The sequence below is a fragment of the Pedococcus sp. 2YAF34 genome (assembly GCF_052114585.1).
Lineage (GTDB): Bacteria > Actinomycetota > Actinomycetes > Actinomycetales > Dermatophilaceae > Pedococcus.
The window spans coordinates 66,767-89,499 of record NZ_JBFRFA010000001.1 but is presented as its reverse complement, the minus strand read 5'-3'; the positions used below and the strand labels follow the sequence as shown (position 1 = coordinate 89,499).

The window sequence follows — 22,733 nt, the reverse complement described above, 5'->3', positions numbered from 1 at the left end:
CTGACTCATCCGGGGCACACGCTACTGAGTCGACCGGGTGACGGCTTCGTCACCGGACAAACACCATCCGAACGGGGGACCAGCCCTTAACTGTGCTGGTACGCCGCCCGGAAAGTGAATGCGTGGTGTGAGGCGCCCGACGGTCAGACCGAGGTGAAGACCACCGCGACGTTGTGGCCGCCGAAGCCGAACGAGTTGTTCAGGGCCGCGATGTCGCCCTGCGGCAGCTTGCGGGCCTCGCCGTGCACGACGTCGAGCTTGATGGCCGGGTCGAAGTCGTCGAGGTTGATCGTGGCCGGTGCCGTGCGGTGGTGCAGCGCGAGCACCGTCAGGACGCCCTCGAGCGCACCCGCGGCACCCAGGAGGTGACCGGTCATCGACTTCGTGGCGCTGACCGGCATGCCGTCGGCGTCGTCACCGAACGCGCGGCGGATGGCGTTGGACTCGGCGACGTCACCGACGGGCGTCGAGGTGGCGTGGGCGTTGACGTGCACGATGTCCTTGGCCTGCAAGCCTGCTCGCTGCACGGCCTCGACCATCGCACGGGACGCGCCGGCGCCCTCCGGCTCGGGCGCGGCAATGTGGTGGGAGTCGGCCGACATGCCGACGCCACCGATCTCGGCGTAGATCTTGGCACCGCGGGCCTTGGCGGCCTCGTACTCCTCGAGCACCATCACCGCGGCACCCTCGCCGAGGACGAACCCGTCGCGGCCGGTGTCGTAGGGCCGGGACGCACGCTCCGGCTCGTCGTTGCGGGTCGACAGGGCCTGCATGGCGGCGAAGCCGGCGATGGGCAGCGCGTGCACGGCGCCCTCCGTGCCACCGGCGACCGCGATGTCGGCGCGGCCGGAGCGGATCATCTCGTAGGCGTAGCCCATGGCCTCGAGGCCCGAGGCGCAGGCCGACACGGGGGTGTGGGCACCGGCGCGGGCGCCGAGCTCGAGCGAGACCGCGGCCGAGGAGGCGTTGGGCATGAGCATCGGGACGGCGAGGGGGAAGACCCGGCGAGGGCCCTTCTCCTTGAGGTTGTCCCACTGCGACAGCAGGGTCCACACGCCGCCGATGCCGGTGCCGATGCATGCGGCGAGACGCTCCGGGTCACCCTCGGGCGAGCCGGCGTCGGCCCAGGCCTCGCGGGCGGCGATGAGGGCGTACTGCGCGCTGGGATCCATGCGCCGGACCTCGACCTTGGTGAGGACCTGGTCGGCAGGCGTCTCCAGCGTCGCGGCGAACTTCACCGGGAGGTCGTACTTCTCCACCCACTCGTAGGGCATGGTCTTGGCGCCGGAGCGGCCGGCCAGGATGGCGTCCCACGTGTCGGGGACGTTGCCCCCCACCGGGGTGGTGGCTCCGAGGCCCGTGACGACGACGCGTCGTTCGGCGGTCATGGCTGGAGGTGCTCCTTCGTGAGGGGTGGAGGGAAGGGGTGGTGCTGSGGGGTGGGCGCCGGCGCCCCGGGTAGGGGGCGCGGCGCGCCACCCCGCGGTGGTGCGTGGTGGAGCGCCGGGGCTCAGGCCTGGTTCTTGGAGATGAAGGACACGGCGTCGCCGACCGTCTTGAGGTTCTTGACCTCGTCGTCGGGGATGCGCACGCCGAACTTCTCCTCGGCGTTGACGACGATCGTCATCATCGACAGGGAGTCGATGTCGAGGTCGTCGGTGAAGGACTTCTCCGACTGCACCGACTCGGTGTCCAGGCCGGTCTCCTCGTTGACGATCTCGGCCAGACCCTCGAGGATCTCCTGCTCGCTCTGCGCCATTCGGCTCAGCTCCTTCGTGTATCGACTGCTGTCGGGTGGGTGGTTGGCCCTGGTGTTCCGTGTTTCACCCGCGGGCCAGCGGGAGTCGTGGTGCCGCTAGGGCAGGACGATGACCTGCGCCGCGTAGACGAGGCCGGCGCCGAAGCCGATCTGCAGCGCGAGGCCTCCGTGGGGCGCCTCGCCCTCGCGCAGCATCCGCTCGGTGGCGAGCGGGATGGACGCGGCGGAGGTGTTGGCGGTCTCGGCGATGTCGCGGGCGACGGCGATGTCGGTCGGCAGCTTGAGCTGCTTGATCATCGCGTCGATGATCCGCATGTTGGCCTGGTGGGGGATGAACGCGTCGAGGTCCTCGGCCCGCACCCCGGCGGCGTCGAGCGCCTTCTGGGCCACGGGCGCCATACCCCACACGGCCCACCGGAAGACGGACTGGCCGGCCATCCCGATCGCGGGCCAACCCAGGTCCTTCTCGCGGACGTCGACCCAGGAGTCGCGCTGGGAGATGGTCTTCCACTGCGCGCCCTCGGAGCCCCAGACCGTGGGGCCGATGGCGGGGGTGTCCGACGGGCCCACGACGGCAGCGCCGGCGCCGTCGCCGAAGATGAACGCGGACCCGCGGTCGGTGAGGTCGGTGAAGTCCGACAGCTTCTCGACGCCGATCACCAGGACGTGGCGCGCGCTGCCGCCACGGACCATGTCGCTGGCGAGGCTGATGCCGTGGCAGTAGCCGGCGCAGGCGGCGGAGATGTCGAACGCCGCGGCCTGGATGCCGAGGCGGTCGGCCACGATCGGTGCAGCCGCCGGGGTCTGGTAGGGGTGGGTGACCGTGGCGACGATGACGGCGTCGATGGCCGACGGCTCGAGGCCGGCGGCGCGCAGGGCCTCGAGCGAGGCGGCGACGGACATGTCGACGACGGACTCGTCCTTGGCGGCGAAGCGGCGGCTCTTGATGCCGGACCGCTCCTGGATCCACTCGTCGGAGGAGTCGATGGCCTCGACGAGCTCGGCGTTCATCACGACACGCTCGGGGCGGTAGCCGCCGACGCCCATGATGCGCGAGAAGGCGGCGCCCTCGGGAGCGGTGATGGATCCGGTGCCCTTGGGGGAGGGAGTGGTCATGTCAGGCCTCGCGCTCGGGGGTGGTGGCCTCGGAGGCGGGGTCGCCGCCCTGCGCCGAGTCGGTGATCAGCTGCTGTGCCGCCGCGAGGTCGTCGGGCGTCTTGACGGCCACCGTGGTGACCCCCGGCATCCCGCGCTTGGCGAGGCCGGTGAGGGTGCCGGCGGGGCAGAGCTCGACGAGCGCGGTGACCCCGCTGTCGACCATGGTCTGCATGCACAGGTCCCAGCGCACGGGGCTGCTCACCTGGCGGACGAGGCGGGCCAGGGCGTCGGTGCCTCCTGCGACCGGGCGGCCGTCGGCGTTGGACAGCAGCGTCACCCCCGGGTCGCTGACGTCGAAGTCGGCGGCGAGGGTCTCCAGGGCGGCCACGGCAGGCGCCATGTGGTGGGTGTGGAACGCACCTGCGACCTGCAGCGGGATGACCCGGGCCCGGGCAGGCGGGTCGGCCGCGAGGGCGGCGAGCTGCTCGAGGGTGCCGGCGGCGACCGTCTGCCCGGCACCGTTGGCGTTGGCGGCGGTGAGCCCGTGGCGCTCGAGCACGGTCTGGACCTCCGCGGGATCGCCCCCGAGGACGGCGCTCATGCCGGTCGGAGCCTGCGCCGCGGCGGCGGCCATGCCGGTGCCGCGCTCACGGACGAAGACCATGGCGTCGTGGTCCGACAGCACGCCGGCCAGGCCTGCGGCCGTGATCTCGCCGACCGAGTGGCCGGCGGTGACGCCGACCGGACCGACCGGGCCGTCGGGCAGGAGCACCGCTGCGGCGGCGAGCCCGGCCGCGACGATGAGCGGCTGCGCGACCGCGGTGTCCTTGATCGTGTCGGCGTCGGAGGTGGTGCCGTGGGCGACCAGGTCCAGGCCGGCCACGTCGGACAGCGCCTCCAGGCGCTCACGGAACGGGGCCAGCTCGAGCCAGGGCGCGAGGAAGCCGGGGGTCTGGGAGCCCTGTCCGGGGCAGACGATGGCGAGCACGGTCCCAGCCTCGCGTGCGGACCTCGCCCGGGACGTGACCGTTTGGCACGAACATCCCGCGCGGGTTTTGGAGGTTTCCTCCAAAGAGGGGGGCGTCAGGCCGGTGGGGCGTAGCGCACGGCGGCGGGCACGGCACGGCTCAGCCGCCCGAGGGCGAGCGCGATCCGCACGGTGTGCGCGTCGTGGGGGTCGGTCAGCTGGTAGCCGGTGAGGTCGGCGATCTTGCCCAGGCGGTAGCGCACCGTGTTGGGGTGGACGAAGAGCAGGCGGGCCGTCCCCTCGAGCCCGCCGCCGGTCTCCAGGTAGGAGGCGGCGGTCTCGAGCAGGGCGCCGCCGCTGGTCGCGAGCGGGTGCCAGATGCGGTCGAGCAGGAGGGCGCGGGCGGGTGCGTCGCCGATGAGCACCCGCTCGGCCAGCAGGTCGTCGGCGGCCACCGGTCGCGGCGCCTCCGGCCACGCCTGGGCGCACGAGTGCCCCGCGAGGGCGGCCCGGGCGCTGCGCCCGGCGGCGAACAGGTGGGGCACGGTCGGGCCGACCACCACGGGCCCGTCGCCGAACTGGTCGCCGACCTCCCGCGCAGAGGCCATCGCGTCCTGCACGTTGCCGAGGATGCACACGAGGCGGCGGCCCTGGACCGCGACGAGGGTGTCCACGCCGACCCGTTCCGCCGCACGGCGCAGGCCGTCGACCACGCCGGCCGGGCTGCCCTCGGGCGTGCTGCCCGCGACGACGGCCACCCGGGTTGTGGTGCCCCATCCCAGCGCGGCGGCGCGCGACTGCATCGAGTCGTCAGCCTCGCCACGCAGGACGGCGTCGACGACCAGGCCCTCGAGGCGGGCGTCCCAGGCGCCCCGGGCCTCGGCCGCGTGGGCATAGACCTCGGCGGCCGCGAAGGCGATCTCGCGTGAGTAGCGCAGCACCGACTCGCGCAGCGCCTGCTCCTCACCGGGCTCGGCCAGGGCGGTGGCGTCCTGCTCGACGACGTCGACGACCGACCGCACGAGGTCCAGCGTCTGCCGCAGGGTGATCGACCGGGTCAGCTCTCGCGGGGCGGTGCCGAAGACGTCGGCCGTGACCGGGGTCTGGTCGCCACCCTCACGCAGCCACGCGATGAACGCCGCGATGCCGGCCTGGGCGACCAGGCCGACCCAGGAGCGGTCCTCCGCCGACAGCGCGCGGTACCAGTCGTGGGCAGCCTCCATGCGCCTCGTGGCGCCGCTCGACAGCTCGCCGGCCGCGCGCTCCACCCGCTGGAGGGTGGCGGGAGAGGTGCGCAGGGCCGCAGGCATGCTCGGAGTCTATTTGTATGGGGCCCACAACCGCGTGCACGGTAGCGCGCCCAGGGTTCGGCACGGCTTCACCCGCCGGCCACCGCCGAGTCGCCCGCGGCGGACGGCCGGTTCCTAGCGTCCGGGGGCATGACCAGAACCCTGCCCGTCCTCGCCACCACTGCCGCACTCCTCCTGGCCGGCACCGTCGCCGCGTCGACCGCCGGTGCCGCACCGGCCGCCCGCCCGGGTCCGGGTGCCGGCACCAACCCGGGCTCCGCGCAGTACGTCCGCCAGGCACCCACCGCCCACCCGTTGGTCATCGCGCACCGCGGTGCCTCCGGCTACCGGCCCGAGCACACCACCGCGGCCTACGAGCTGGCGGTGGCCATGGGCGCCGACTACATCGAGCCCGACCTGGTGATGACCAGGGACGGCGTGCTCGTGGACCGCCACGAGCCGGAGATCTCCGGGACCACCGACGTCGCCGACCACCCCGAGTTCGCCGACCGCCGGACGACCAAGGTGCTCGACGGCGTGCGCACCACCGGCTGGTTCACCGAGGACTTCACCCTCGCCGAGCTCAGGACGCTGCGGGCCAAGGAGCGGCTGCCGCAGATCCGCCAGGAGAACACGCTCTACGACGGCCGCTACCCGGTGCCCACCTTCGCCGAGGTGCTGGCGCTGCGGGAGAAGCTCTCGCGGGAGTACGGCCGCCCGGTGGGGATCATCCCCGAGATCAAGCACTCGACGTACTTCCACGCCCAGGGCCTCGACCCCGAGACCGCGCTGATGAAGCTCGTGCGCCGCTACTCGCTCAACCGCCCGGACGCGCCCCTGTGGGTGCAGAGCTTCGAGCTGACCAACCTCGTCGCCCTGCGCCGGGACCACGGCTACCGGGCGAACGAGGTCTTCCTCGCCAGCGGGTCCGGGGCGCCGTTCGACCTGCAGAGCACCGGCGACCCGCGCACCTACGCCGACCTGCTGAGCCCGGCGGGACTGCGCGGCCTGGCGCGCACCGTCGACGGCATCGGCCCGGACAAGAACCTGGTCATCGCGCGCGAGGCTGACGGCAGCCTCGGTGCGCCGACCGGGCTCGTCGGTGCGGCGCACGCTGCGGGCCTGGCGGTGACGCCGTACACCTTCCGCGCCGAGAACACCTTCCTGCCGACCGACTACCGCGTCGGGACCGACCCTGCCGACTTCGGCCGGGCCGTCGACGAGGACGTGGCGTTCATGCGGGTCGGCGTCGACGGGCTGTTCTGCGACCAGCCCGACATCTGCGTCACCGCGCGCAAGCAGTTCCTCGGGCGCGACTGACCCTCAGCGGCACCTCGGCGGAACCGGGCGCTGGGCGCGCGCGAGTCCGTTCCGGCTCAGCCTGCGTGGTCGCGCCAGGAGTGCTGGGGGTCGTAGCCCAGCACGCGTCGCGCCTTGTCGATGCCGAGGAGCGTCTCGTGCTCGCCCAGCTCCTTGCGGACCTCGACACCGGGGAAGACCTCGGCGACGAGGTCCGCACTCGAGCGGCTCATCACCGTGTCGGCGTTGGCGATGACGAACACCTCGACGCCGGGCTCGGTGCGCTCCAGCCCCAGACGCACCGCCTGGGCGCCGTCGCGGGCGTCGATGTAGCCCCAGAGGTTCCACTTGCGCAGCGAGGCGTCGGCGTCGAAGGCGGGGAACGCGGCGTAGTCCTCGGGGTCCATGACGTTGGAGAACCGCAGGCCGACCATCGTCAGCTCGGGGTCCCAGCGGCAGAAGTGCCTCGCCATCTCCTCCTCGAGCGCCTTGTTGAGCGAGTAGGTCGACTCCGGTCGCGGGTCGTACTCCTCGTCGACGGGCACGTAGGGCGGGGGAGTGTCGAACGGCAGCCCGAGCACCGTCTCGCTGGACGCCCAGACGATGCTGCGGATCCGCAGCGCCCGGGCGGCCGCGAACACGTTGTAGGTCGCGGCCGAGTTGTTGGCGAAGGTGGCCGCGTTGGTGCTCAGGCCCGGTGCCGGGATGGCCGCGAGGTGCACGACCGCGTCGACGGGGGTCGGGTGCTCGTCGACGCCGCCGGACAGCGCCTCGAGGACCTGCCCGTAGTCGGTGAGGTCGACCGCCACGAACGGCGTCTCCGGCGAGGCCGGACGGGTCCGGTCGAGCGCCAGCACGTCGTAGCCGCGGTCGGCCAGGTGGGCGACGACGGTGCGGCCGAGCTTGCCGGAAGAACCCGTGACGGCGACCCGGCGGGCGGGCTGGGCGGACTGCGCGGAGGAGGTCATCCGACCATCCTGCCCCAGACGCACGTATGCCGCCCGCTCAGGATGAGCGGGCGGCATACCTGTTGTGCCACACGGAGATCCGTCACTGACGGACGGGTCGGGTCAGGCGGTCAGCTCTCGCCGCCGGCGTTGCCGGAGGTGCCGGCGGTGACGTCGAGCAGGCGGTAGCGGGCCGCCGCCTCGCGCGGGACGGAGCCGTCGATCTCGCCACGCTCGGCGAGCATCTGCAGCGTCCGCACCGCCATCGACGGGCCGTCGATGTGGAAGAAGCGGCGCGCCGCCGGCCGGGTGTCGGAGAACCCGAACCCGTCGGCACCGAGCGACGCGAAGTCACCGGGCACCCACTGCTGGATCTGGTCCTGCACCTGGCGCATGTAGTCGGACACCGCCACGACGGGGCCCCTGGTGTCGCGCAGGCGCTGCGTGACGTAGGGGACGCGGCGCTCCTCGTCAGGGTGGAGGAAGGCGTGCTCGTCGGCGGCGAGGCCGTCGCGACGCAGCTCGGTCCACGACGTCACCGACCAGACGTCCGCCACCACGCCCCAGTCGTTGCGCAGCAGCTCCTGGGCCTCGAGGGCCCACGGGACGCCGACGCCGGAGGCGAGCAGCTGGGCCCGCGGCGCGTCGTCGCCGAGGCCGTCGCTGGTGCCGCGGGCGAACAGGTACATGCCCTTGAGGATGCCCTCGCGGTCGACGTCCTCCGGCTCGGCCGGCTGGCTCATCGGCTCGTTGTAGACGGTGATGTAGTAGATGACGTTCTCGGGGTTGTCGCCGTACATGCGGCGCAGCCCGTCCTCCATGATGTGGCCGATCTCGAAGGCGAACGCGGGGTCGTAGGACACGACCGCCGGGTTGGTCGCCGCGAGGATCGGGCTGTGGCCGTCGGCGTGCTGCAGGCCCTCACCGGTCAGGGTGGTGCGGCCCGCTGTCGCGCCGATGAGGAAGCCGCGCGTCATCTGGTCGGCAGCCGCCCAGATCGAGTCGCCGGTGCGCTGGAACCCGAACATCGAGTAGAAGACGTAGATCGGGATCATCGGCTCGCCGTGCGTGGCGTAAGACGTGCCCGCCGCGGTGAAGGCCGCCATCGAGCCCGCCTCGTTGATGCCGAGGTGCAGGATCTGCCCGTCCTTGGCCTCCTTGTAGGCCAGCATCAGCTCGGCGTCGACCGACGTGTACTTCTGCCCGTGCGGGTTGTAGATCTTGATCGTCGGGAAGAACGAGTCCATCCCGAAGGTGCGCGCCTCGTCGGGGATGATCGGCACGACGCGCTTGCCGAACTCCTTGTCGCGCATGAGCTCCTTGAGCAGCCGCACGAAGGCCATGGTCGTGGCGACCTGCTGCTTGCCGGTGCCCTTCTTGACCACGGCGTACGCGGAGTGGTCGGGGAGCTTGAGCGGCTCGTGCTGGACACGACGTACCGGCAGCGGGCCGCCGAGCTTCTGGCGCCGCTCGCGCAGGTACTGGATGGTCGGGTCGTCCGGTCCCGGGTGGAAGTACGGGGGACGGTACGGGTCCTTCTCGAGCTGCTCGTCGCTGACCGGGATCTTCAGGCTGTCGCGCAGCCCCTTGAGGTCGTCGAGGGTGAACTTCTTCATCTGGTGCGTGGCGTTGCGGCCGGCGAAGTGCGTCCCGAGCCCGTAGCCCTTGATCGTCTTCGCGAGGATGACGGTCGGCTGGCCGTTGTGGTTCATCGCGGCCTGGTAGGCGGCGAACACCTTGCGGTAGTCGTGGCCGCCGCGCTTGAGCTTCCACCAGATGTCCTCGTCGGACCAGTCCTTGACCATCTCGCGGGTGCGCGGGTCGCGGCCGAAGAAGTTCTCGCGGACGTACTTGCCGTCGTTGGCGCGGAAGGTCTGGTAGTCGCCGTCGCTCGTGGTGTTCATGATGTGCGCGAGGGCGCCGTCACGGTCCGCCGCGAGCAGCGGGTCCCAGCCGCGGCCCCAGACGACCTTGATGACGTTCCAGCCCGCGCCGCGGAAGAACGACTCGAGCTCCTGGATGATCTTGCCGTTGCCGCGGACCGGGCCGTCGAGGCGCTGCAGGTTGCAGTTGATGACGAAGGTGAGGTTGTCGAGCTCCTCGCCGGCCGCGAGCTGCAGCAGCCCACGGGACTCCGGCTCGTCCATCTCGCCGTCGCCGAGGAACGCCCAGACGTGCTGCTGGCTGGTGTCCTTGAGGCCGCGGTTGTGCAGGTACTTGTTGAACTGTGCCTGGTAGATCGCGTTCATCGGGCCGATGCCCATGGACACGGTCGGGAACTGCCAGAAGTCCGGCATGAGGCGCGGGTGCGGGTAGGACGGCAGCGCGAGCGGCTGGCCGGCCACGACGTGGCTGTGCTCCTGGCGGAAGCCGTCGAGCTGGTCCTCGGAGAGCCGGCCCTCGAGGAACGCCCGGGCGTACATGCCCGGGGAGGCGTGGCCCTGGAAGAACACCTGGTCGCCGCCGCCGGGGTGGTCGGCGCCGCGCCAGAAGTGGTTGAAACCCACCTCGTAGAGGGTGGCTGCCGAGGCGTACGTCGAGATGTGGCCGCCGACCCCGATGCCGGGGGCCTGGGCGCGGTGGACCATGACGCCGGCGTTCCAGCGCAGGTAGGCGCGGTAGCGGCGCTCGACCTCCTCGTCGCCGGGGAACCACGGCTCGGCCTCGGGGCTGATCGTGTTGATGTAGTCGGTCGCCGTCAGCGACGGCACCCCGACCTGCATCTCCCGAGCGCGCTCGAGCAACTTGAGCATGACGTAGCGGGCCCGCTGGCGACCGCCCTCCTCGATGACTCCGTCGAGGGAGTCGAGCCACTCCTGGGTCTCATCGGGGTCGATGTCCGGGAGCTGGCTGGGGATGCCGTTGAGAATGGGTCCGGCTTCCTCGCGTGCGGCCACGGTGGTGAGTCCTTTCTCGCGCCACGGTCGCGGGGTTGCCTGCGACCAGCACCCATCTTCCCCCTTTCCATGGCGAGGGTCACAACCCGGTCGCCCCTACTGGCCAGTATGCGGAGCACGCGGCAGTGCGCCCGGGGCGCGCGCCGATTTCACCCACGGCTCCCGAGTTGGGAGACTGGGTGCCGATGTCTTCCCTCCTGGTCAACCCCACCACCCCCGGTGAGGACTCCCGCAGTGCGCGTCGTGCCCGGTTCCGTGGCGACATCGAGGGCCTGCGCGCCGTGGCCGTCACCGTCGTCGTGGCGTTCCACGCGGGCCTCGGTCTCGTCAGCGGCGGCTTCGTCGGCGTCGACGTCTTCTTCGTCCTGTCGGGCTTCCTCATCACCGGCCTGCTCGTCGACGAGCTGGCCCGGACGGGGCGCATCTCCCTGACCCACTTCTACGCCCGGCGCGTGCGCCGACTGCTGCCGCTGGCGGCCCTCGTGCTGGCCACGACCGCGGCGGCCACCCAGGTCCTCGTGCCCGCCATCGACCGCGCGGGCGTCGCGGTCGACCTGGCCGCGGCCGCCCTCGGGGTGGCCAACTGGCGCTTCGCCCTCGAGGCGACGCAGTACATGGCCGACACCGACAAGTCGCCGGTCCTGCACTTCTGGTCCCTCGGGGTCGAGGAGCAGTTCTACGTGGTGTGGCCGCTGCTGCTCGTCGTGCTCATCGGCATGTCCGGGGTGGCGCGCAGGTCGTGGGCGGTGGCGTTCCGCCGCATGGCCTGGGCGCTCGGCGGGGTCTTCGTGGTCTCGCTGCTGCTGTCGATCCAGCAGACGAGCTCCGGTGCGGCCGGGGCCTACTACGGGCTCCACACCCGCGCCTGGGAGCTCGCCGCCGGTGGCGGGCTCGCCCTCGTGCGCCCGGTGCTCGGCCAGCTGACCCGGCGCGCGGCCACGGGTGCCGCCTGGCTGGGCGCAGCCCTCGTCGTGGGCTCTGTGCTCCTGATGGACGAGGCCACGCCGTTCCCGGGTCTCGCTGCGGCAGTGCCCGTGCTGGGCACTGTGCTGCTGTTGGTCGGAGGCGTCAAGGCCGGCGACCGGGGGGTCTCGGCGCTCCTGAGCCAGGCCGGGCCGCGGTTCGTCGGGCGCGTGTCGTACGCGTGGTACCTCTGGCACTGGCCCTGCCTGGTCCTCGCCGGGGCGCGGTGGCCAGAGGTCAGTGCCGACGGGGCGGCGTCCCCCGGCAACCACGCCCGGCCGCTGGTGGTGGTCGCGGCCCTGGTGGTGTCGTTCCTCCTCGCCGTGGCCAGCCACTACCTCGTCGAGCAGCCGCTGCGGGCCGCGCAGTTCCTCACCGTCTCGCGCCGCCGGTCGGCCCAGTGGGGTGGCGTCTTCGTCGCGACCTCCCTCGTCGCTGCGTGCGGCCTGGCCGTGAGCACCAAGCTCGCGGGGGAGCAGCCCGTGGCCGCGGTCGCCTCCGTCAAGGCCACCCGCGGAGCCACCGCCCACCTCGCCACCGACGTCGAGGGCCCTCGCACGCCGTCCGACGCGCGCGCGAGCCGGCCGAAGGACAGCACCCCGTGCTACACGGGGTACGCGACCACCGACGCGCCCCCGCCGGAGGAGTGCCGCATCGGGCGGGCCGACGGTGGGAAGAAGACCATCGCCCTGCTCGGTGACTCACACGCGCAGCAGTGGCTCCCGGCGCTCGCCCGGGCGGCCGAGGAGAAGGGCTGGACGGTCTACCACTACGCCAAGCCGTCGTGCACCATGACCGACGTCCCGATCTTCCACGTGCAGGCCAAGGGCCGCTACACCGCGTGCGAGGAGTGGCGTGGCCACGTCCTGGACCAGGTCTCGAAGATCGACGGGCTCGACGCCGTCGTCATCGGGCGCTGGAAGGACTACAAGGACATCGCCCTGCAGGCCGACGGCTCACGGGCGACGCCGGACACCATCGCCGACCTGTGGTCCAAGGGCTCCGCACGGACCTACCCGACGCTGGCGAAGGTGGCGCCGAGGATCGTGGTCATGACCGACACCCCGCGCCCGCCGCACGACGTGCCCGCGTGCCTGTCCCGCACCGAGGACGCGGCCGACTGCGCCTTCGACCGGACCGCGACGACGCACCAGGACGGTGCGCTCCTGGCGGCTGAGAAGGCGGCGGCGCCGAAGGCGTTCCGCACCATCGACCTGACGCCCGTGATCTGCCCGCAGCAGTCGTGCCCGGTCGTGTCGCCGGCAGGGTTGATCATGTACCGCGACTCCAACCACCTCACCGACGGCTACAGCGAGAGCCTCTGGAAGCTCATGGCCTCCGAGCTCACCAAGGCGATGGCCTGACGGCCGGCAGCACCGCGGCGCAGTCTCAGGTGTCGAGGCGCTGCTCGCCGGCGTAGACCGTCAGGCGGGGGGCTCGGGCGAAGCCCACCAGGGTCAGGCCCGCCTCGCGGGCGAGGCCGACCGCGAGCGACGACGGGGCGGACACCGCCACCAGGGCGGGGATGCCGGCCATGACCGCCTTCTGCACGAGCTCGAAGCTGGCCCGGCCGCTCACCACGAGGACGTGCCCGGTCAGCGGCAGCCGCCCATCTCGACCGGCCCAGCCGACGACCTTGTCGACGGCGTTGTGGCGGCCGACGTCCTCCCGCACGACGAGCGCCTGGCCGTCAGCCGTGAACAGGCCTGCGGCATGGAGCCCTCCCGTCCGGTCGAACGCCTTCTGGTGGGTGCGCAGCTCGTCGGGCATCGCCACGAGCGTCGCGGGGGACAGGCGCACGGGGTCGGCGTCCACGGCGTACGGGCGGCGCGTGGTGATGGCGTCGATGCTCGTCTTGCCGCACACCCCACAGGCGCTGGACGTGTACTCGTGGCGCTCGCTGCGCGACAGGTCCAGCGTCGCGCCGGGCGCCAGGGTCACGTCCACGACGTTGTAGGTGGGGGAGCCGGACTCGTCCTCGTCGAGGCAGTGCATCAGCGTCGCCACGTCGGCGGCGTCGCGCAGGGCGCCCTCGGTGAGCAGGTGCCCGATGGTGAGGTCGAAGTCGTCACCGGGCGTGCGCATCGTCACCGACATCGACGTGCCGCCCACGCGCATCTCGAGGGGCTCCTCGACCGCGACGGTGTCGGGCCGGGCTCTCGACACCACTCCGTCGGGGGTCACCTCGAGCCGGACCGCCGGAGTTCGCTGCGTCACCCTGCCCACACCCGCACACTATGCCGACGCCGGACGGGGTGCGCGGTGGCGTCCTGCCGAAGCGCCGGTCCACCGGGCCGCCGCCCGGTTAGGTTGGTGGCGTGAGCGACTCGACCTCTCCCGGGCCCCTGGACGGCACCGTCGACGCGCGGGTGGTGGTGCGGCTCCACGGTGACGGCGGCCTGCCGTGGCGGTCCGTGTCGCCGCGCCTGCGCACTGCCCGCCTCACCGTCGCGGCGTGCGTCCTCACCCCGCTGCTCGTCGTGGCGCTGCTGGTCGCCGTGCTCGCCTGGACGTGGGCCTGGGTCGTGGTCGCGGGACTCGTCCTCGCAGCAGGTGTCGCCGCGTGGGTCGTCACGCGCCAGGTGTCGGCGATCTCGTGGGCTGAGACGGCCGAGGAGCTGGTCGTCCGGCGCGGCCGGCTGTTCCGCTCGCTGGTGTCGGTGCCCTACGGCCGGCTGCAGTACGTCGACGTGCAGTCCGGCCCGCTGGTCCGTCGCCTCGGCATGGCGACCGTCGAGCTGCACACCGCCTCACCGGAGAGCGGCGGTCGCATCCCCGGTCTGCCCACGGCCGAGGCGGAGGCCCTGCGCGAACGGCTCGCCGCCCGCGGCGAGTCCCAGCGCGCGGGACTGTGAGCGACCCGGTGAGCGACCCGGTGAGGGACGGGGTGAGCGACGCGGTGTACGACTCCGTGGACGGGGCCGACCACGGGCCTGCGCCGACGGTCGAAGAGGCCGACTGGCAGCACCTGCACCCGCTGTCCCCGCTGCTGCGCGGCGGCCTCGCGTTCCTCGCGGTGATGGCCTACGTCGCGTCGCAGCAGGCCGACCGGCTCGTGGGTGCCGCGGGCGAAGACCCCACCGACGGGCACCTGGGGTGGGCCGCGATCGGGGTGCTCGTCGTCCTGCTGGCCATCGTCGGCGGCGCCTGGCTGTCGTGGCGGTTCTCCCGCTACCGGGTCACGGCCACCCTCATCGAGCTGCGCACCGGCTTCGTGTTCCGCCAGCACCGGCAGGTGCGGTTCGACCGGGTCCAGGCCGTCGACGTCGGGCGACCGCTGCTCGCCCGCCTGACGGGGTTGTCCGAGGTCGTGGTGCGCTCGGCCGGGGGGCGCGACTCGCACCTCACCCTGGCGTTCCTCTCCGACGCCCGCGCCCAGGAGGTCCGCGAACAGCTGGTCGCGCTCGCCGCCCGCGAGGACGAGCTGTCCCGTCCGCACGAGACCGCCGGCCGCCTCACCGACGAGCCCTTCGCCGACGCCGCCTCGGCCGGGGGGCCAGGACGAGTCGTCGCCGAACAGGTCGCCGAGGGGGTCGTGTCCGTGCCCAACAGCCGGGTCGTGCAGTCGATCCTCTTCACGGGCCAGTCCCTGCTGCTGGTCCTGGCGGTGCCCGCCCTCGTCGGCTCGGTCCTCGGGGGCATCCCCGGGATGCTGGCCTGGCTCGGCCCGACCGCGCTGGCCATCGGGGGCGCCCAGGCCAAGCGGCTCACCCACGAGACCAACTTCGAGGTGGTCCACCAGGGCGACCGGCTGCGGCTGCGCCACGGGCTGACCGACCTGCGCACGACGACGGTGCCGCTGCACCGCATCCAGGCCGTCGAGGTGAGCCAGTCGCTGCCGTGGCGGTTGACCGGGTGGTGGCGGCTGCGGGTCAACGTCGCGGGCGCCGGCCGCGGCGACGACGAGACCGACACGGTGCTGCTGCCGGTGGGCACGCTCGACGAGGCGCTGGCCGTGCTGTCGCTGGTCCAGCCCGGCGCCGTACCCCCCGTCGCGGTGGCCGCCCTGACGGGGCACGGCACGTCCCAGGGGTTCACGACGGCCACCCGACGTGCCCGCTTCCTCGACCCCCTCAGCTGGCGGCGGCGCGGGTATGCCGTGCTGCCGGACCTGCTCGTGACCCGGCGCGGGCTGCTCTACCGCAGCGCGCAGTTCGTGCCGCACGCCCGGGTGCAGTCGCTCGCGGTGACGCAGGGGCCGGTGGAGCGCGCCGCCGGCGTCGCCACCGTCCGGCTCGTCTCCACGCCGGGACCTGTGAGGCCGCTGGTCGCCCACCTCGACAGCGCCGACGCCGAACAGCTGCTGACCGAGCAGGTCGTGCGCTCCGCCCGTGCCCGCAACCGCGTGCACAGCCCGGCAGGCCAGTGGCCGGGGCGTCCACATCGCGGCTGAACAGCGGCGATTCCGTGGACCTGGTTGCGCAAACGGGCCGGACAGAGTGGACTGTGCGCCACAGTGGGGCAGCACGGTCGGCACAGGGTCGACGCCCACGAGGAGAATCGGAGAAGGTACGTGAGCACGTCCGCGCAGACGGCGCCGCAGAGTGGGGCCGGCCGTCTGGGGTTCGCCGCAGGTCAGGTGATCCAGGAGTTCGGCTACGACACGGACGTCGACGACGACCTCCGGTTCGCCATCGAGGACCTCACGGGCACCGAGCTGGAGGACGAGGACTACGCCGACGTCGCCGACGCGGTCCTCATCTGGTGGCGTGAGGGCGACGGCGACCTCGTCGACGCCGTCGTCGACGCCCTGACCAACCTCGCCGAGGGCGCCTTCATCGTGGTCCTGGCCCCCAAGGCGGGTCGCCCGGGCCACGTCCAGGCCAGCGACATCGAGGAGGCCGCCACCACGGCCGGCCTGCACACCTCGGGCACCGTCAACGCCTGCGACGACTGGACCGGCACCCGCCTCGTCGCCCCCAAGTCGGTGCGTCGCTGAGATCGCTGGCAGACTGCCGGCCATGACCACACCGCTGTCCGTCGGGGACGTCGCGCCCGACTTCACGCTCAAGGACCAGAACGGCCAGGACGTCACCCTGTCGTCCTTCAAGGGCGCCAAGAACGTCGTCGTGGTGTTCTACCCCTTCGCCTTCTCCGGCATCTGCACCGGGGAGCTGTGCGAGATCCGCGACAACCTCGGCGCCTTCGTCTCCGACGACGTCCAGGTGCTTGCCATCTCGACCGACCACATGTTCAGCCAGCGCGCCTGGGCCGACAAGGAGGGCTACTTCTTCCCCCTGCTGTCGGACTTCTGGCCGCACGGGGCCGTGGCCGAGTCCTTCGGGGTCCTCAACGAGCAGGCCGGGGCCGCCCTGCGCGGCACGTTCCTGCTCGACCGCGAGGGGGTCGTGCGCTGGACCCTCATCAACGAGATCGGCCAGGGCCGTGACTTCACCGGCTACCACGAGGCGCTGCGCGAGCTGTCTGCCTGACACCTGACCCGGACAGGGCCGGTGCACCGTGTCGGTGCACCGGCCCTGCCGTGTTCTGCCGTGTTCCTACCGCAGGTCCCAGCCGCTACGGCGTGGGCGGCGTGATGCGGATCTGCGCAGCCATGTTGTCCTGCATGGCCTTGGTGACCTTGACCACCGTGCCGTAGCCGACACCGTCGTCGGCGGGGTTGCCGCTGCCCAGCGGGGTGGCCACCCCGATGTCCTCACCGAACAGCTCGGGGATGAGCTTCCCGCGCTGGTCGACGATGCGGACGCTGTAGGGCGCGTTGTCCTGCGAGGGCACCACCGTCGAGGCGTCGGCGTCGCGGTAGAACAGCCGGCCGTCGTCGCGCAGCTCGAACCCGGGGTACCAGCCCTGGTCGTCGGTGAAGGTCGTCACCGCACCCTGGGCCGGGTGGGTGTTGCACTTCTCCACGGTGATCGCGTCGTCGGTCAGGCACTCCTTGAAGGAGTACGAGCCGAAGAGGTTGAACGCCGCGTTGGACGACTGCGGGCGCGACGGCAGGTTCTTCAGCGTCGTCGGGTCCAGGGCTGCCGCGGCGCCGGTGCGGCGCAGCGGGTCGAAGTGGCTGTCCACGATGAGCAGGCCGCCCTTGGCGCCCTCGCTCGGCAGTGACGTGAGGTTGTTGAGGACGTGGTTGGCGCTGCCGTAGGAGGTGTCGCGGTACCAGACCAGGGCGCCGGGGGCGTTGTACCTGATCTTCTCCACCTTCCACGCGCCGCCCTCACCGAGCTTCTGGTACGTGGTGTCGTAGGCGTACTTCAGGCCCTTGTCGAAGCCGTCGGTGTTGCGCCACTCGACCAGGTAGTACTGCGCCTGGCTGGAGGTACCGGTGTCGAGCACCCAGCCGGCCCCGCTCGTGTCGACCCAGGTGCCGACGGTCGCGGTCCAGCCGTTGTTGGCCTCGGCGTCGTCGCTCCAGAGCGTCGAGCCACCCGCGGTGACCGCGAGGTCGTCGACGAACCAGCCCTTGTCCTCGAAGCCGGCGTCGGTGGCATACAGCATCCGCACCTTGACCGTCTTCCCGGCGTACGCGGCCAGGCTGATCCAGTCGTGCTCCCAGCCGTCTGTCGCACCGGTGAGGCCGTACTTCTTGCCGCCGTAGTCCTTCATCCGGCCGTTGGGGTCGGAGTACCCGTCGGGGGTGGACACCTCGGCGCCGGACTCGTCGAAGACCTTCTGCTCCGTCCAGGTCGCGCCACCGTCGGTGGACACCTCGACGAACCCGAAGTCCCAGTCGGCCTCGATGGAGTAGTCGTTCCACATCCAGAACCTGGCGTCGCCGGCTCCGGCGGGAACGGTGACGTCACGGGCGAGGGTGTTCTTCGCCCACGACTGGTCGGCGCTGGAGTACCACATGGTCGACCCGCTGTGCGGTGTCGCCAGGGTCAGGGTCTTGTTGGGCAGGTTGACCTTGATGCCGTCGGCCGTGCCCTTCGGGGTGCGGCTCGTCTGGCCCACGACGACCGTGCGCGACTTGTCGCCGGGGTTGACGACGACCGGGTCGGCCCAGCCGAGGACCCACTTGTCCCAGATGCCCATGTGCGTGGGGATCGACTGGAAGATCGGGCCGGAGTGCGAGCCCGAGCTCATGAGGTCCCAGAAGTCGACGTCGGAGTCGCCGCCGCTGGCGGTGTCGTAGAGGTCCGGCAGGCCGAGGTCGTGGCCGTACTCGTGGGCGAAGACGCCGACGCCGGAGTCCTCAGGTTGGACGATGTAGTTGCTCAACCGCAGGTTGGTCCCGGGGACCGGGGCACCACCGGCGACCGCCGAGGAGTGCGCCCAGATGGCGTACGGGCCCTCGGCGCCGCCACCACCGGACTTGTCCTCGCCGGCGTGGACCAGCACGACGTGGTCGATGACGCCGTCAGGCTCGAAGACGTTGCCGTCACCGTCGACGTCGCCCTGGTCCTCGACGTCGTAGTCGGCCCACGGGAAGCTCGGGTCGGCGGCGGCGAGCGCGGCGACCGCGTCGATGGGGAGCTGGCCCGGCCCGAGGGGGTTGCTCGGGTGGCCCTGCATGTCCTGGATCGCGCCGTACGTCCACTCACCGGTGGCGGGGTCCTGGAAGCAGCGGGTGGCGCCGTAGTAGGCCTCGGAGTGCGGCACGGTCACCCACGGGGTGGCGGCGCCGGTCACCGTGTAGGCGCCCTTGGACATCTCCTCGTACATGTTGCGCATCGTGTAGCCGGAGATGTCGAAGCCGGGCTTGCCGTCCGGGCCCTTGAGGTCGGTGCGGACGCGCTCGGTGATGCCCTGCTTCGTGTAGAGCATCGTGTTGTAGTGCTGGGACGAGAAGTCCTTGACCCACATGGAGTTGTTGTCGAGCAGGTCGGAGTCGGCGGGGTTGGGGATCTGGTTGTGGGTCGGGCCGTTCTGGACGTTGCCCTTGACGCAGGTCTCGGCGCCGAAGCCGTCGGGCACCATCGAACCCGAGAAGTCGTCGTTCGCCGACTCGTTGAACTCGACGAGGATCGTGAGGAGCTTGGCCTCCTGGGTGGTCTTCGCCTGCTTGAACTTGTTCTTGATCGCCTTCGGGCTCCTGCCCGACCGGATCGACTCGGCCTCCGCCTTGGCGAGCTGGCGCGCCGCCACGGGGTTGCCCTTGGCGTGCTTGGCGTCGTAGGCCTTGGCCTTGGCCAGCACCTCCGCGCGGCCCTTCGCCGCAGTCCCGGACTTCACGCTGCTGCCCGCCCGGACGTCGGTGCCGAAGGCCGCCTCCGCACGGGGGGCGACCGTGTTGAGGTAGTAGTCGCCACCGGGGGCGACGGGTGCGCTGGCCGGCGAGGGTGCGGGCGCCGCCGCCGTCGAACCCGAGGCGCCGACGGCCGCGAGGCCGGTGGCGACGAGTGCGACGGTGGGTACGACCGCAGCGGCCCGGAGCGAACGCCCCGTGATCCTGCGTTGCGTCATGTTTCCTCCATGTCTGCCCCGGGCCGTGCGGGTCCGCGGGCGCAGTGGACCCCTGCGGTGGGGTCCGAGTGCCGGGCATACTGCTCCCGCCCGGCCGTTTTGGGAAGGGACAGACGACGTATTCCGCGCAGTCCGGGAAGATTCACCGCTGCCACGCCCCACCTGCAACAATGGCGCCGCACGACCCAGCCGCGGTCGTGCGAGGGCCTGTAGCTCAGTTGGTAGAGCACCGCGTTTACACCGCGGGTGTCGTCGGTTCGAGCCCGGCCGGGCCCACGTGCACCCCACCCTCGCCGACGTCGTCCGCGCCCTCGAGGGCCTCTACCCGCCCTCCACCGCCCAGTCGTGGGACCAGGTCGGCCTCGTGTCGGGTGACCTCGCCCAGCCGGTCGAGCGGGTGGTCTTCGCCGTCGACCCGACGCTCGCGGTGATCGAGGAGGCCCGGACCCTGGGGGCCGACCTCCTGGTCACCCACCACCCGTTGCTGCTGCGGGGCGTCCACAGCGTCGCCACGTCGACCGCGAAGGGCGCGAGCGTCACGGCCCTGGTCGTCCACGACATCGCGCTCTACGTCGCCCACACCAACGCCGACTCCGCCTCGCCGGGGGTCAACGACGCCCTGGCCGAGGCCTGCGGGCTCCGGGAGAGCGAGCCGCTGACGGTGGTCGAGGGCCGCCCGCTGGGCCGGGTGGGGCAGCTCGCGGAACCCACCTCGCTCGAGGACTTCACGACGTCCCTCCAGCGTGCGCTGCCGCGCTCCCCGGGCGGGCTGCGCGTCGCCGGGCCGCCCGACGGCACCGTACGACGCGTGGCCGTGATGGGCGGCGCGGGCGACGACCTGTTCGACGCCGTCCGAGCAGCCGGGGCCGACGTCTACGTCACGGCCGACCTGCGCCACCACCCCGCGCTCGAGGCGCGGGAGGAGGCCCGAGGCGGCACGCCGTACCTCGTCGACGCCGGCCACTGGGCGACCGAGTCGCTGTGGCTGCAGGTGGCGGCGCAGCGGTTGCAGGACGCGCTTGCAGCGACGGACGAGGCGACAACTACAGTGGAGACCCACATTTCCACACTGCGCACCGACCCCTGGGACTTCGTCGTCGGTGCCGAGCCGCCCGGAGGTACGTCCTGAAAGCCGACCCGTCACGCCAGTGGAGGCTGCTCGACCTGCAGGCGATCGACACGCGACTCGACCAGATCGCCCACGCGACGAAGAACCTGCCGCAGCGCGCCCGCCTCGCCGAGCTCGAGCAGCGGGCCGCGGCCCTCGACTCCGAGCTGGTCCGCGCTCGCACCGAGCTCGGTGACATCGAGCGCGAGGTGTCCAAGGCGGAGTCCGACGTGCAGCTGGTCCGCGAGCGGTCCGCCCGCAACCGCTCACGCCTCGACGCCGGCACCGGCTCGGCCAAGGACCTGCAGGCCCTCCAGCACGAGCTCGACTCCCTGGGCCGGCGGCAGGCCGAGCTCGAGGACGTCGAGATCGAGATCATGGAGCGCGCCGAGGGCGCCGAGGCCGAGGTGGCACGGCTCGAGGCCGAGCACGCCACGCTGGCCACCGAGCTCGAAGCCGCCAAGGTCGCCCGCGACGATGCCCTGCGCGAGTACGAGGCAGAGGCCGCCAAGGTCGCTGCCCCCCGCGCCGACACCGTCGCCGGGGTCGGTGAGGACCTGGTCGCGCTCTACGAGAAGATCCGCACCCAGGCCGGTGGCCTCGGAGCGGCGGCCCTGCGCCAACGGCGTTGCGGCGGTTGCCAGCTCGAGCTCAACAACGTCGAGATGAACCGCATCAAGGCGGCCGCCGAGGACGAGGTGCTGCGCTGCGAGGAGTGCCGCCGCATCCTGGTCCGCACCTCCGAGTCCGGCCTCTGACCCGTGGGGCGTGCGCTCGTCGTCGAGGCCGACGGCGGCTCCCGGGGCAACCCCGGTGTCGCCGGCTACGGCGCCCTCGTCCGTAACCCGTCGACCGGTCGGGTCCTCTGGGAGGGTGCGGCACCGCTGGGCCGGGAGTCCAACAACGTCGCGGAGTACTCCGGCCTCATCGCCGGCCTGCGCGCCGCCCAGCGCATCGACCCGGCCGCCGAGGTGGTGGCCCGGCTCGACTCCAAGCTCGTCGTCGAGCAGATGTCCGGCCGCTGGAAGATCAAGCACGAGGACATGCGCCGGCTCGCGCTCGAGGCCCGTGAGGTCGCGGCCGAGCTGAGGCGCGCCGGCGGCTCCGTCGAGTACGGCTGGGTCCCGCGCGCAGAGAACAAGGACGCCGACGCCCTGTCCAACGCGGGCATGGACGGCCGGACCATCGACCGCATGCTCGAGGCGCCTTCGGAGCCGGACCGGCGCGCAGCCGTCGCCGACGAGGACGCGGTGGCCGAGGAGATCGTGCAGGAGATCGTGCAGGAGGTTGTGGAGGAGGTCGTCGACCCGACGCCCGCCGCAGTCCTGCCCGGGCCGGGCCACGGCCCGACGACCCGCATCGTCCTCGTGCGTCACGGCGTCACCGACTTCACGACCGCGGCCCGGCTCGACGGCCGCGGCGGCAGTGACCCCTCGCTCAACGACGCCGGTCGCGAGCAGGCGGCGTCCGCCGGTCGCGCCCTGGCGCACCTGCTCGGCGGCTCGGAGGCGCGGCTGGTCACCTCGTCCCTGGCCCGCGCTCGGGAGACCGGCGCGGCGGTGGGGGAGGCCATCGGCGCCACCCCGGTCGTCGACGCCGCCTGGGACGAGCAGGACTTCGGCGACTGGGACGGCGCGAGCGTGCACGACCTGGCGCGCGAGCAGCCCGACGAGCTCGCCCGCCTGCGCCACGACGCGGCATACGCACGTCCCGGCGGCGAGACCCACGCCGAGCTGGCGGAGCGCGTCCTCGCGGCCTACTCGCGCGTCGTCGCCGCCGGCGGCACCACCGTCGTGGTCTGCCACCGCAAGCCCATCATGGTGGTCCTCGCCGACGTGCTGGGCATCCCGCACGACCGCGTGTGGCGGCTGGCCGCGGCTCCCGGCTCGCTCAACGCCCTCGAGGTCTGGCCCGACGGCACCGTGAGCGTGGTCTTCACCAACCGCACCTGAGCAGCTCAACCGCACGCTCGCCCGACCGCACCCTCGCCCGACCACCATGTGGCCCGCTCGTCTCGCCATGTGGCGGCCGTCCTAGGC

General features: G+C 72.3%; 18 protein-coding genes and 1 tRNA gene. 10 read left to right on the top strand and 9 right to left on the bottom strand.

Annotation, left to right across the window (positions count from 1 at the left end; genetic code table 11):
- Positions 1-143: 143 nt before the first annotated feature.
- From fabF to AB4Z02_RS00395, 5 genes are all read right to left on the bottom strand, one after another.
- Positions 144-1,388 carry a beta-ketoacyl-ACP synthase II gene (fabF, locus tag AB4Z02_RS00415; protein ID WP_056884552.1) on the bottom strand — a complete coding sequence of 415 codons (1,245 nt, stop codon included), beginning with the start codon at positions 1,386-1,388 and terminating at the stop codon, positions 144-146.
- A 122-nt stretch (positions 1,389-1,510) separates the two neighbouring features.
- Positions 1,511-1,759, bottom strand: coding sequence for an acyl carrier protein (locus tag AB4Z02_RS00410; protein ID WP_056884551.1), 249 nt, complete (start codon positions 1,757-1,759; stop codon positions 1,511-1,513).
- Positions 1,760-1,855: 96 nt separating this feature from the next.
- A complete protein-coding gene (locus AB4Z02_RS00405; protein ID WP_056884550.1) occupies positions 1,856-2,875 on the bottom strand; it encodes a beta-ketoacyl-ACP synthase III in 1,020 nt (339 codons plus the stop codon).
- Between the two features lies 1 nt (position 2,876).
- Positions 2,877-3,845, bottom strand: a complete 969-nt coding sequence (locus AB4Z02_RS00400; protein WP_441968402.1) for an ACP S-malonyltransferase — start codon at positions 3,843-3,845, stop codon at positions 2,877-2,879.
- Positions 3,846-3,940: 95 nt separating this feature from the next.
- Positions 3,941-5,134 (bottom strand): PucR family transcriptional regulator, encoded by a 1,194-nt coding sequence (locus AB4Z02_RS00395; protein ID WP_056884548.1) that lies wholly within the window; start codon positions 5,132-5,134, stop codon positions 3,941-3,943.
- Positions 5,135-5,263: 129 nt separating this feature from the next.
- Here AB4Z02_RS00395 and AB4Z02_RS00390 point away from each other — a divergent pair, with 129 nt between their 5' ends.
- The gene (locus AB4Z02_RS00390; RefSeq protein ID WP_441968400.1) at positions 5,264-6,433 is read left to right on the top strand and encodes a glycerophosphodiester phosphodiesterase; all 1,170 of its coding nucleotides are present in this window, start codon (positions 5,264-5,266) and stop codon (positions 6,431-6,433) included.
- Positions 6,434-6,489: 56 nt separating this feature from the next.
- Here the strand turns inward: AB4Z02_RS00390 and AB4Z02_RS00385 are convergent, their stop codons facing one another.
- A complete protein-coding gene (locus tag AB4Z02_RS00385; RefSeq protein ID WP_056884546.1) occupies positions 6,490-7,380 on the bottom strand; it encodes an NAD-dependent epimerase/dehydratase family protein in 891 nt (296 codons plus the stop codon).
- A gap of 110 nt (positions 7,381-7,490) precedes the next feature.
- Positions 7,491-10,256 (bottom strand): pyruvate dehydrogenase (acetyl-transferring), homodimeric type, encoded by a 2,766-nt coding sequence (aceE, locus tag AB4Z02_RS00380; protein WP_056884545.1) that lies wholly within the window; start codon positions 10,254-10,256, stop codon positions 7,491-7,493.
- 185 nt (positions 10,257-10,441) lie between these two features.
- Here aceE and AB4Z02_RS00375 point away from each other — a divergent pair, with 185 nt between their 5' ends.
- Positions 10,442-12,583 carry an acyltransferase family protein gene (locus AB4Z02_RS00375; RefSeq protein WP_441968397.1) on the top strand — a complete coding sequence of 714 codons (2,142 nt, stop codon included), beginning with the start codon at positions 10,442-10,444 and terminating at the stop codon, positions 12,581-12,583.
- A 25-nt stretch (positions 12,584-12,608) separates the two neighbouring features.
- Here AB4Z02_RS00375 and fdhD read toward each other — a convergent pair whose 3' ends face one another.
- Positions 12,609-13,445 (bottom strand): formate dehydrogenase accessory sulfurtransferase FdhD, encoded by an 837-nt coding sequence (fdhD, locus tag AB4Z02_RS00370; protein ID WP_441968395.1) that lies wholly within the window; start codon positions 13,443-13,445, stop codon positions 12,609-12,611.
- 92 nt (positions 13,446-13,537) lie between these two features.
- On the opposite strand from fdhD, the gene AB4Z02_RS00365 reads away from it, so the two are divergent.
- From AB4Z02_RS00365 to AB4Z02_RS00350, 4 genes are all read left to right on the top strand, one after another.
- Positions 13,538-14,074, top strand: coding sequence for a PH domain-containing protein (locus tag AB4Z02_RS00365; RefSeq protein ID WP_235531514.1), 537 nt, complete (start codon positions 13,538-13,540; stop codon positions 14,072-14,074).
- A 32-nt stretch (positions 14,075-14,106) separates the two neighbouring features.
- The gene (locus tag AB4Z02_RS00360) at positions 14,107-15,612 is read left to right on the top strand and encodes a PH domain-containing protein (protein WP_441968392.1); all 1,506 of its coding nucleotides are present in this window, start codon (positions 14,107-14,109) and stop codon (positions 15,610-15,612) included.
- A gap of 120 nt (positions 15,613-15,732) precedes the next feature.
- Positions 15,733-16,158 (top strand): DUF3052 domain-containing protein, encoded by a 426-nt coding sequence (locus tag AB4Z02_RS00355; protein WP_056884541.1) that lies wholly within the window; start codon positions 15,733-15,735, stop codon positions 16,156-16,158.
- A 22-nt stretch (positions 16,159-16,180) separates the two neighbouring features.
- Entirely contained in the window at positions 16,181-16,651 is a 471-nt protein-coding gene (locus AB4Z02_RS00350; protein ID WP_056884540.1) for a peroxiredoxin, read from the top strand.
- A gap of 85 nt (positions 16,652-16,736) precedes the next feature.
- Here AB4Z02_RS00350 and AB4Z02_RS00345 read toward each other — a convergent pair whose 3' ends face one another.
- Positions 16,737-19,586 carry an immune inhibitor A domain-containing protein gene (locus AB4Z02_RS00345; protein ID WP_441968389.1) on the bottom strand — a complete coding sequence of 950 codons (2,850 nt, stop codon included), beginning with the start codon at positions 19,584-19,586 and terminating at the stop codon, positions 16,737-16,739.
- A gap of 203 nt (positions 19,587-19,789) precedes the next feature.
- On the opposite strand from AB4Z02_RS00345, the gene AB4Z02_RS00340 reads away from it, so the two are divergent.
- The 4 genes from AB4Z02_RS00340 to AB4Z02_RS00325 all read left to right on the top strand — a co-directional run bounded on the left by AB4Z02_RS00340 (position 19,790) and on the right by AB4Z02_RS00325 (position 22,646).
- Positions 19,790-19,862, top strand: a tRNA-Val gene (locus AB4Z02_RS00340).
- 1 nt (position 19,863) lies between these two features.
- A complete protein-coding gene (locus tag AB4Z02_RS00335; protein ID WP_441968387.1) occupies positions 19,864-20,715 on the top strand; it encodes a Nif3-like dinuclear metal center hexameric protein in 852 nt (283 codons plus the stop codon).
- Positions 20,670-21,452 carry a zinc ribbon domain-containing protein gene (locus AB4Z02_RS00330; protein ID WP_441968646.1) on the top strand — a complete coding sequence of 261 codons (783 nt, stop codon included), beginning with the start codon at positions 20,670-20,672 and terminating at the stop codon, positions 21,450-21,452. Before AB4Z02_RS00335 ends, AB4Z02_RS00330 begins: the two co-directional genes overlap by 46 nt.
- 3 nt (positions 21,453-21,455) lie before the next feature.
- Complete coding sequence (locus AB4Z02_RS00325; RefSeq protein WP_441968385.1) at positions 21,456-22,646, top strand: bifunctional RNase H/acid phosphatase; 1,191 nt, start codon at positions 21,456-21,458, stop codon at positions 22,644-22,646.
- Positions 22,647-22,733: the final 87 nt, after the last annotated feature.

Coding starts and splice junctions, on each gene's coding strand:
- fabF (WP_056884552.1), bottom strand. CDS start 1,388: ATGACCGCCGAACGACGCGTCGTCGTCACGGGCCTCGGAGCCACCACC.
- AB4Z02_RS00410 (WP_056884551.1), bottom strand. CDS start 1,759: ATGGCGCAGAGCGAGCAGGAGATCCTCGAGGGTCTGGCCGAGATCGTC.
- AB4Z02_RS00405 (WP_056884550.1), bottom strand. CDS start 2,875: ATGACCACTCCCTCCCCCAAGGGCACCGGATCCATCACCGCTCCCGAG.
- AB4Z02_RS00395 (WP_056884548.1), bottom strand. CDS start 5,134: ATGCCTGCGGCCCTGCGCACCTCTCCCGCCACCCTCCAGCGGGTGGAG.
- AB4Z02_RS00390 (WP_441968400.1), top strand. CDS start 5,264: ATGACCAGAACCCTGCCCGTCCTCGCCACCACTGCCGCACTCCTCCTG.
- AB4Z02_RS00385 (WP_056884546.1), bottom strand. CDS start 7,380: ATGACCTCCTCCGCGCAGTCCGCCCAGCCCGCCCGCCGGGTCGCCGTC.
- AB4Z02_RS00375 (WP_441968397.1), top strand. CDS start 10,442: ATGTCTTCCCTCCTGGTCAACCCCACCACCCCCGGTGAGGACTCCCGC.
- AB4Z02_RS00350 (WP_056884540.1), top strand. CDS start 16,181: ATGACCACACCGCTGTCCGTCGGGGACGTCGCGCCCGACTTCACGCTC.
- AB4Z02_RS00345 (WP_441968389.1), bottom strand. CDS start 19,586: ATGACGCAACGCAGGATCACGGGGCGTTCGCTCCGGGCCGCTGCGGTC.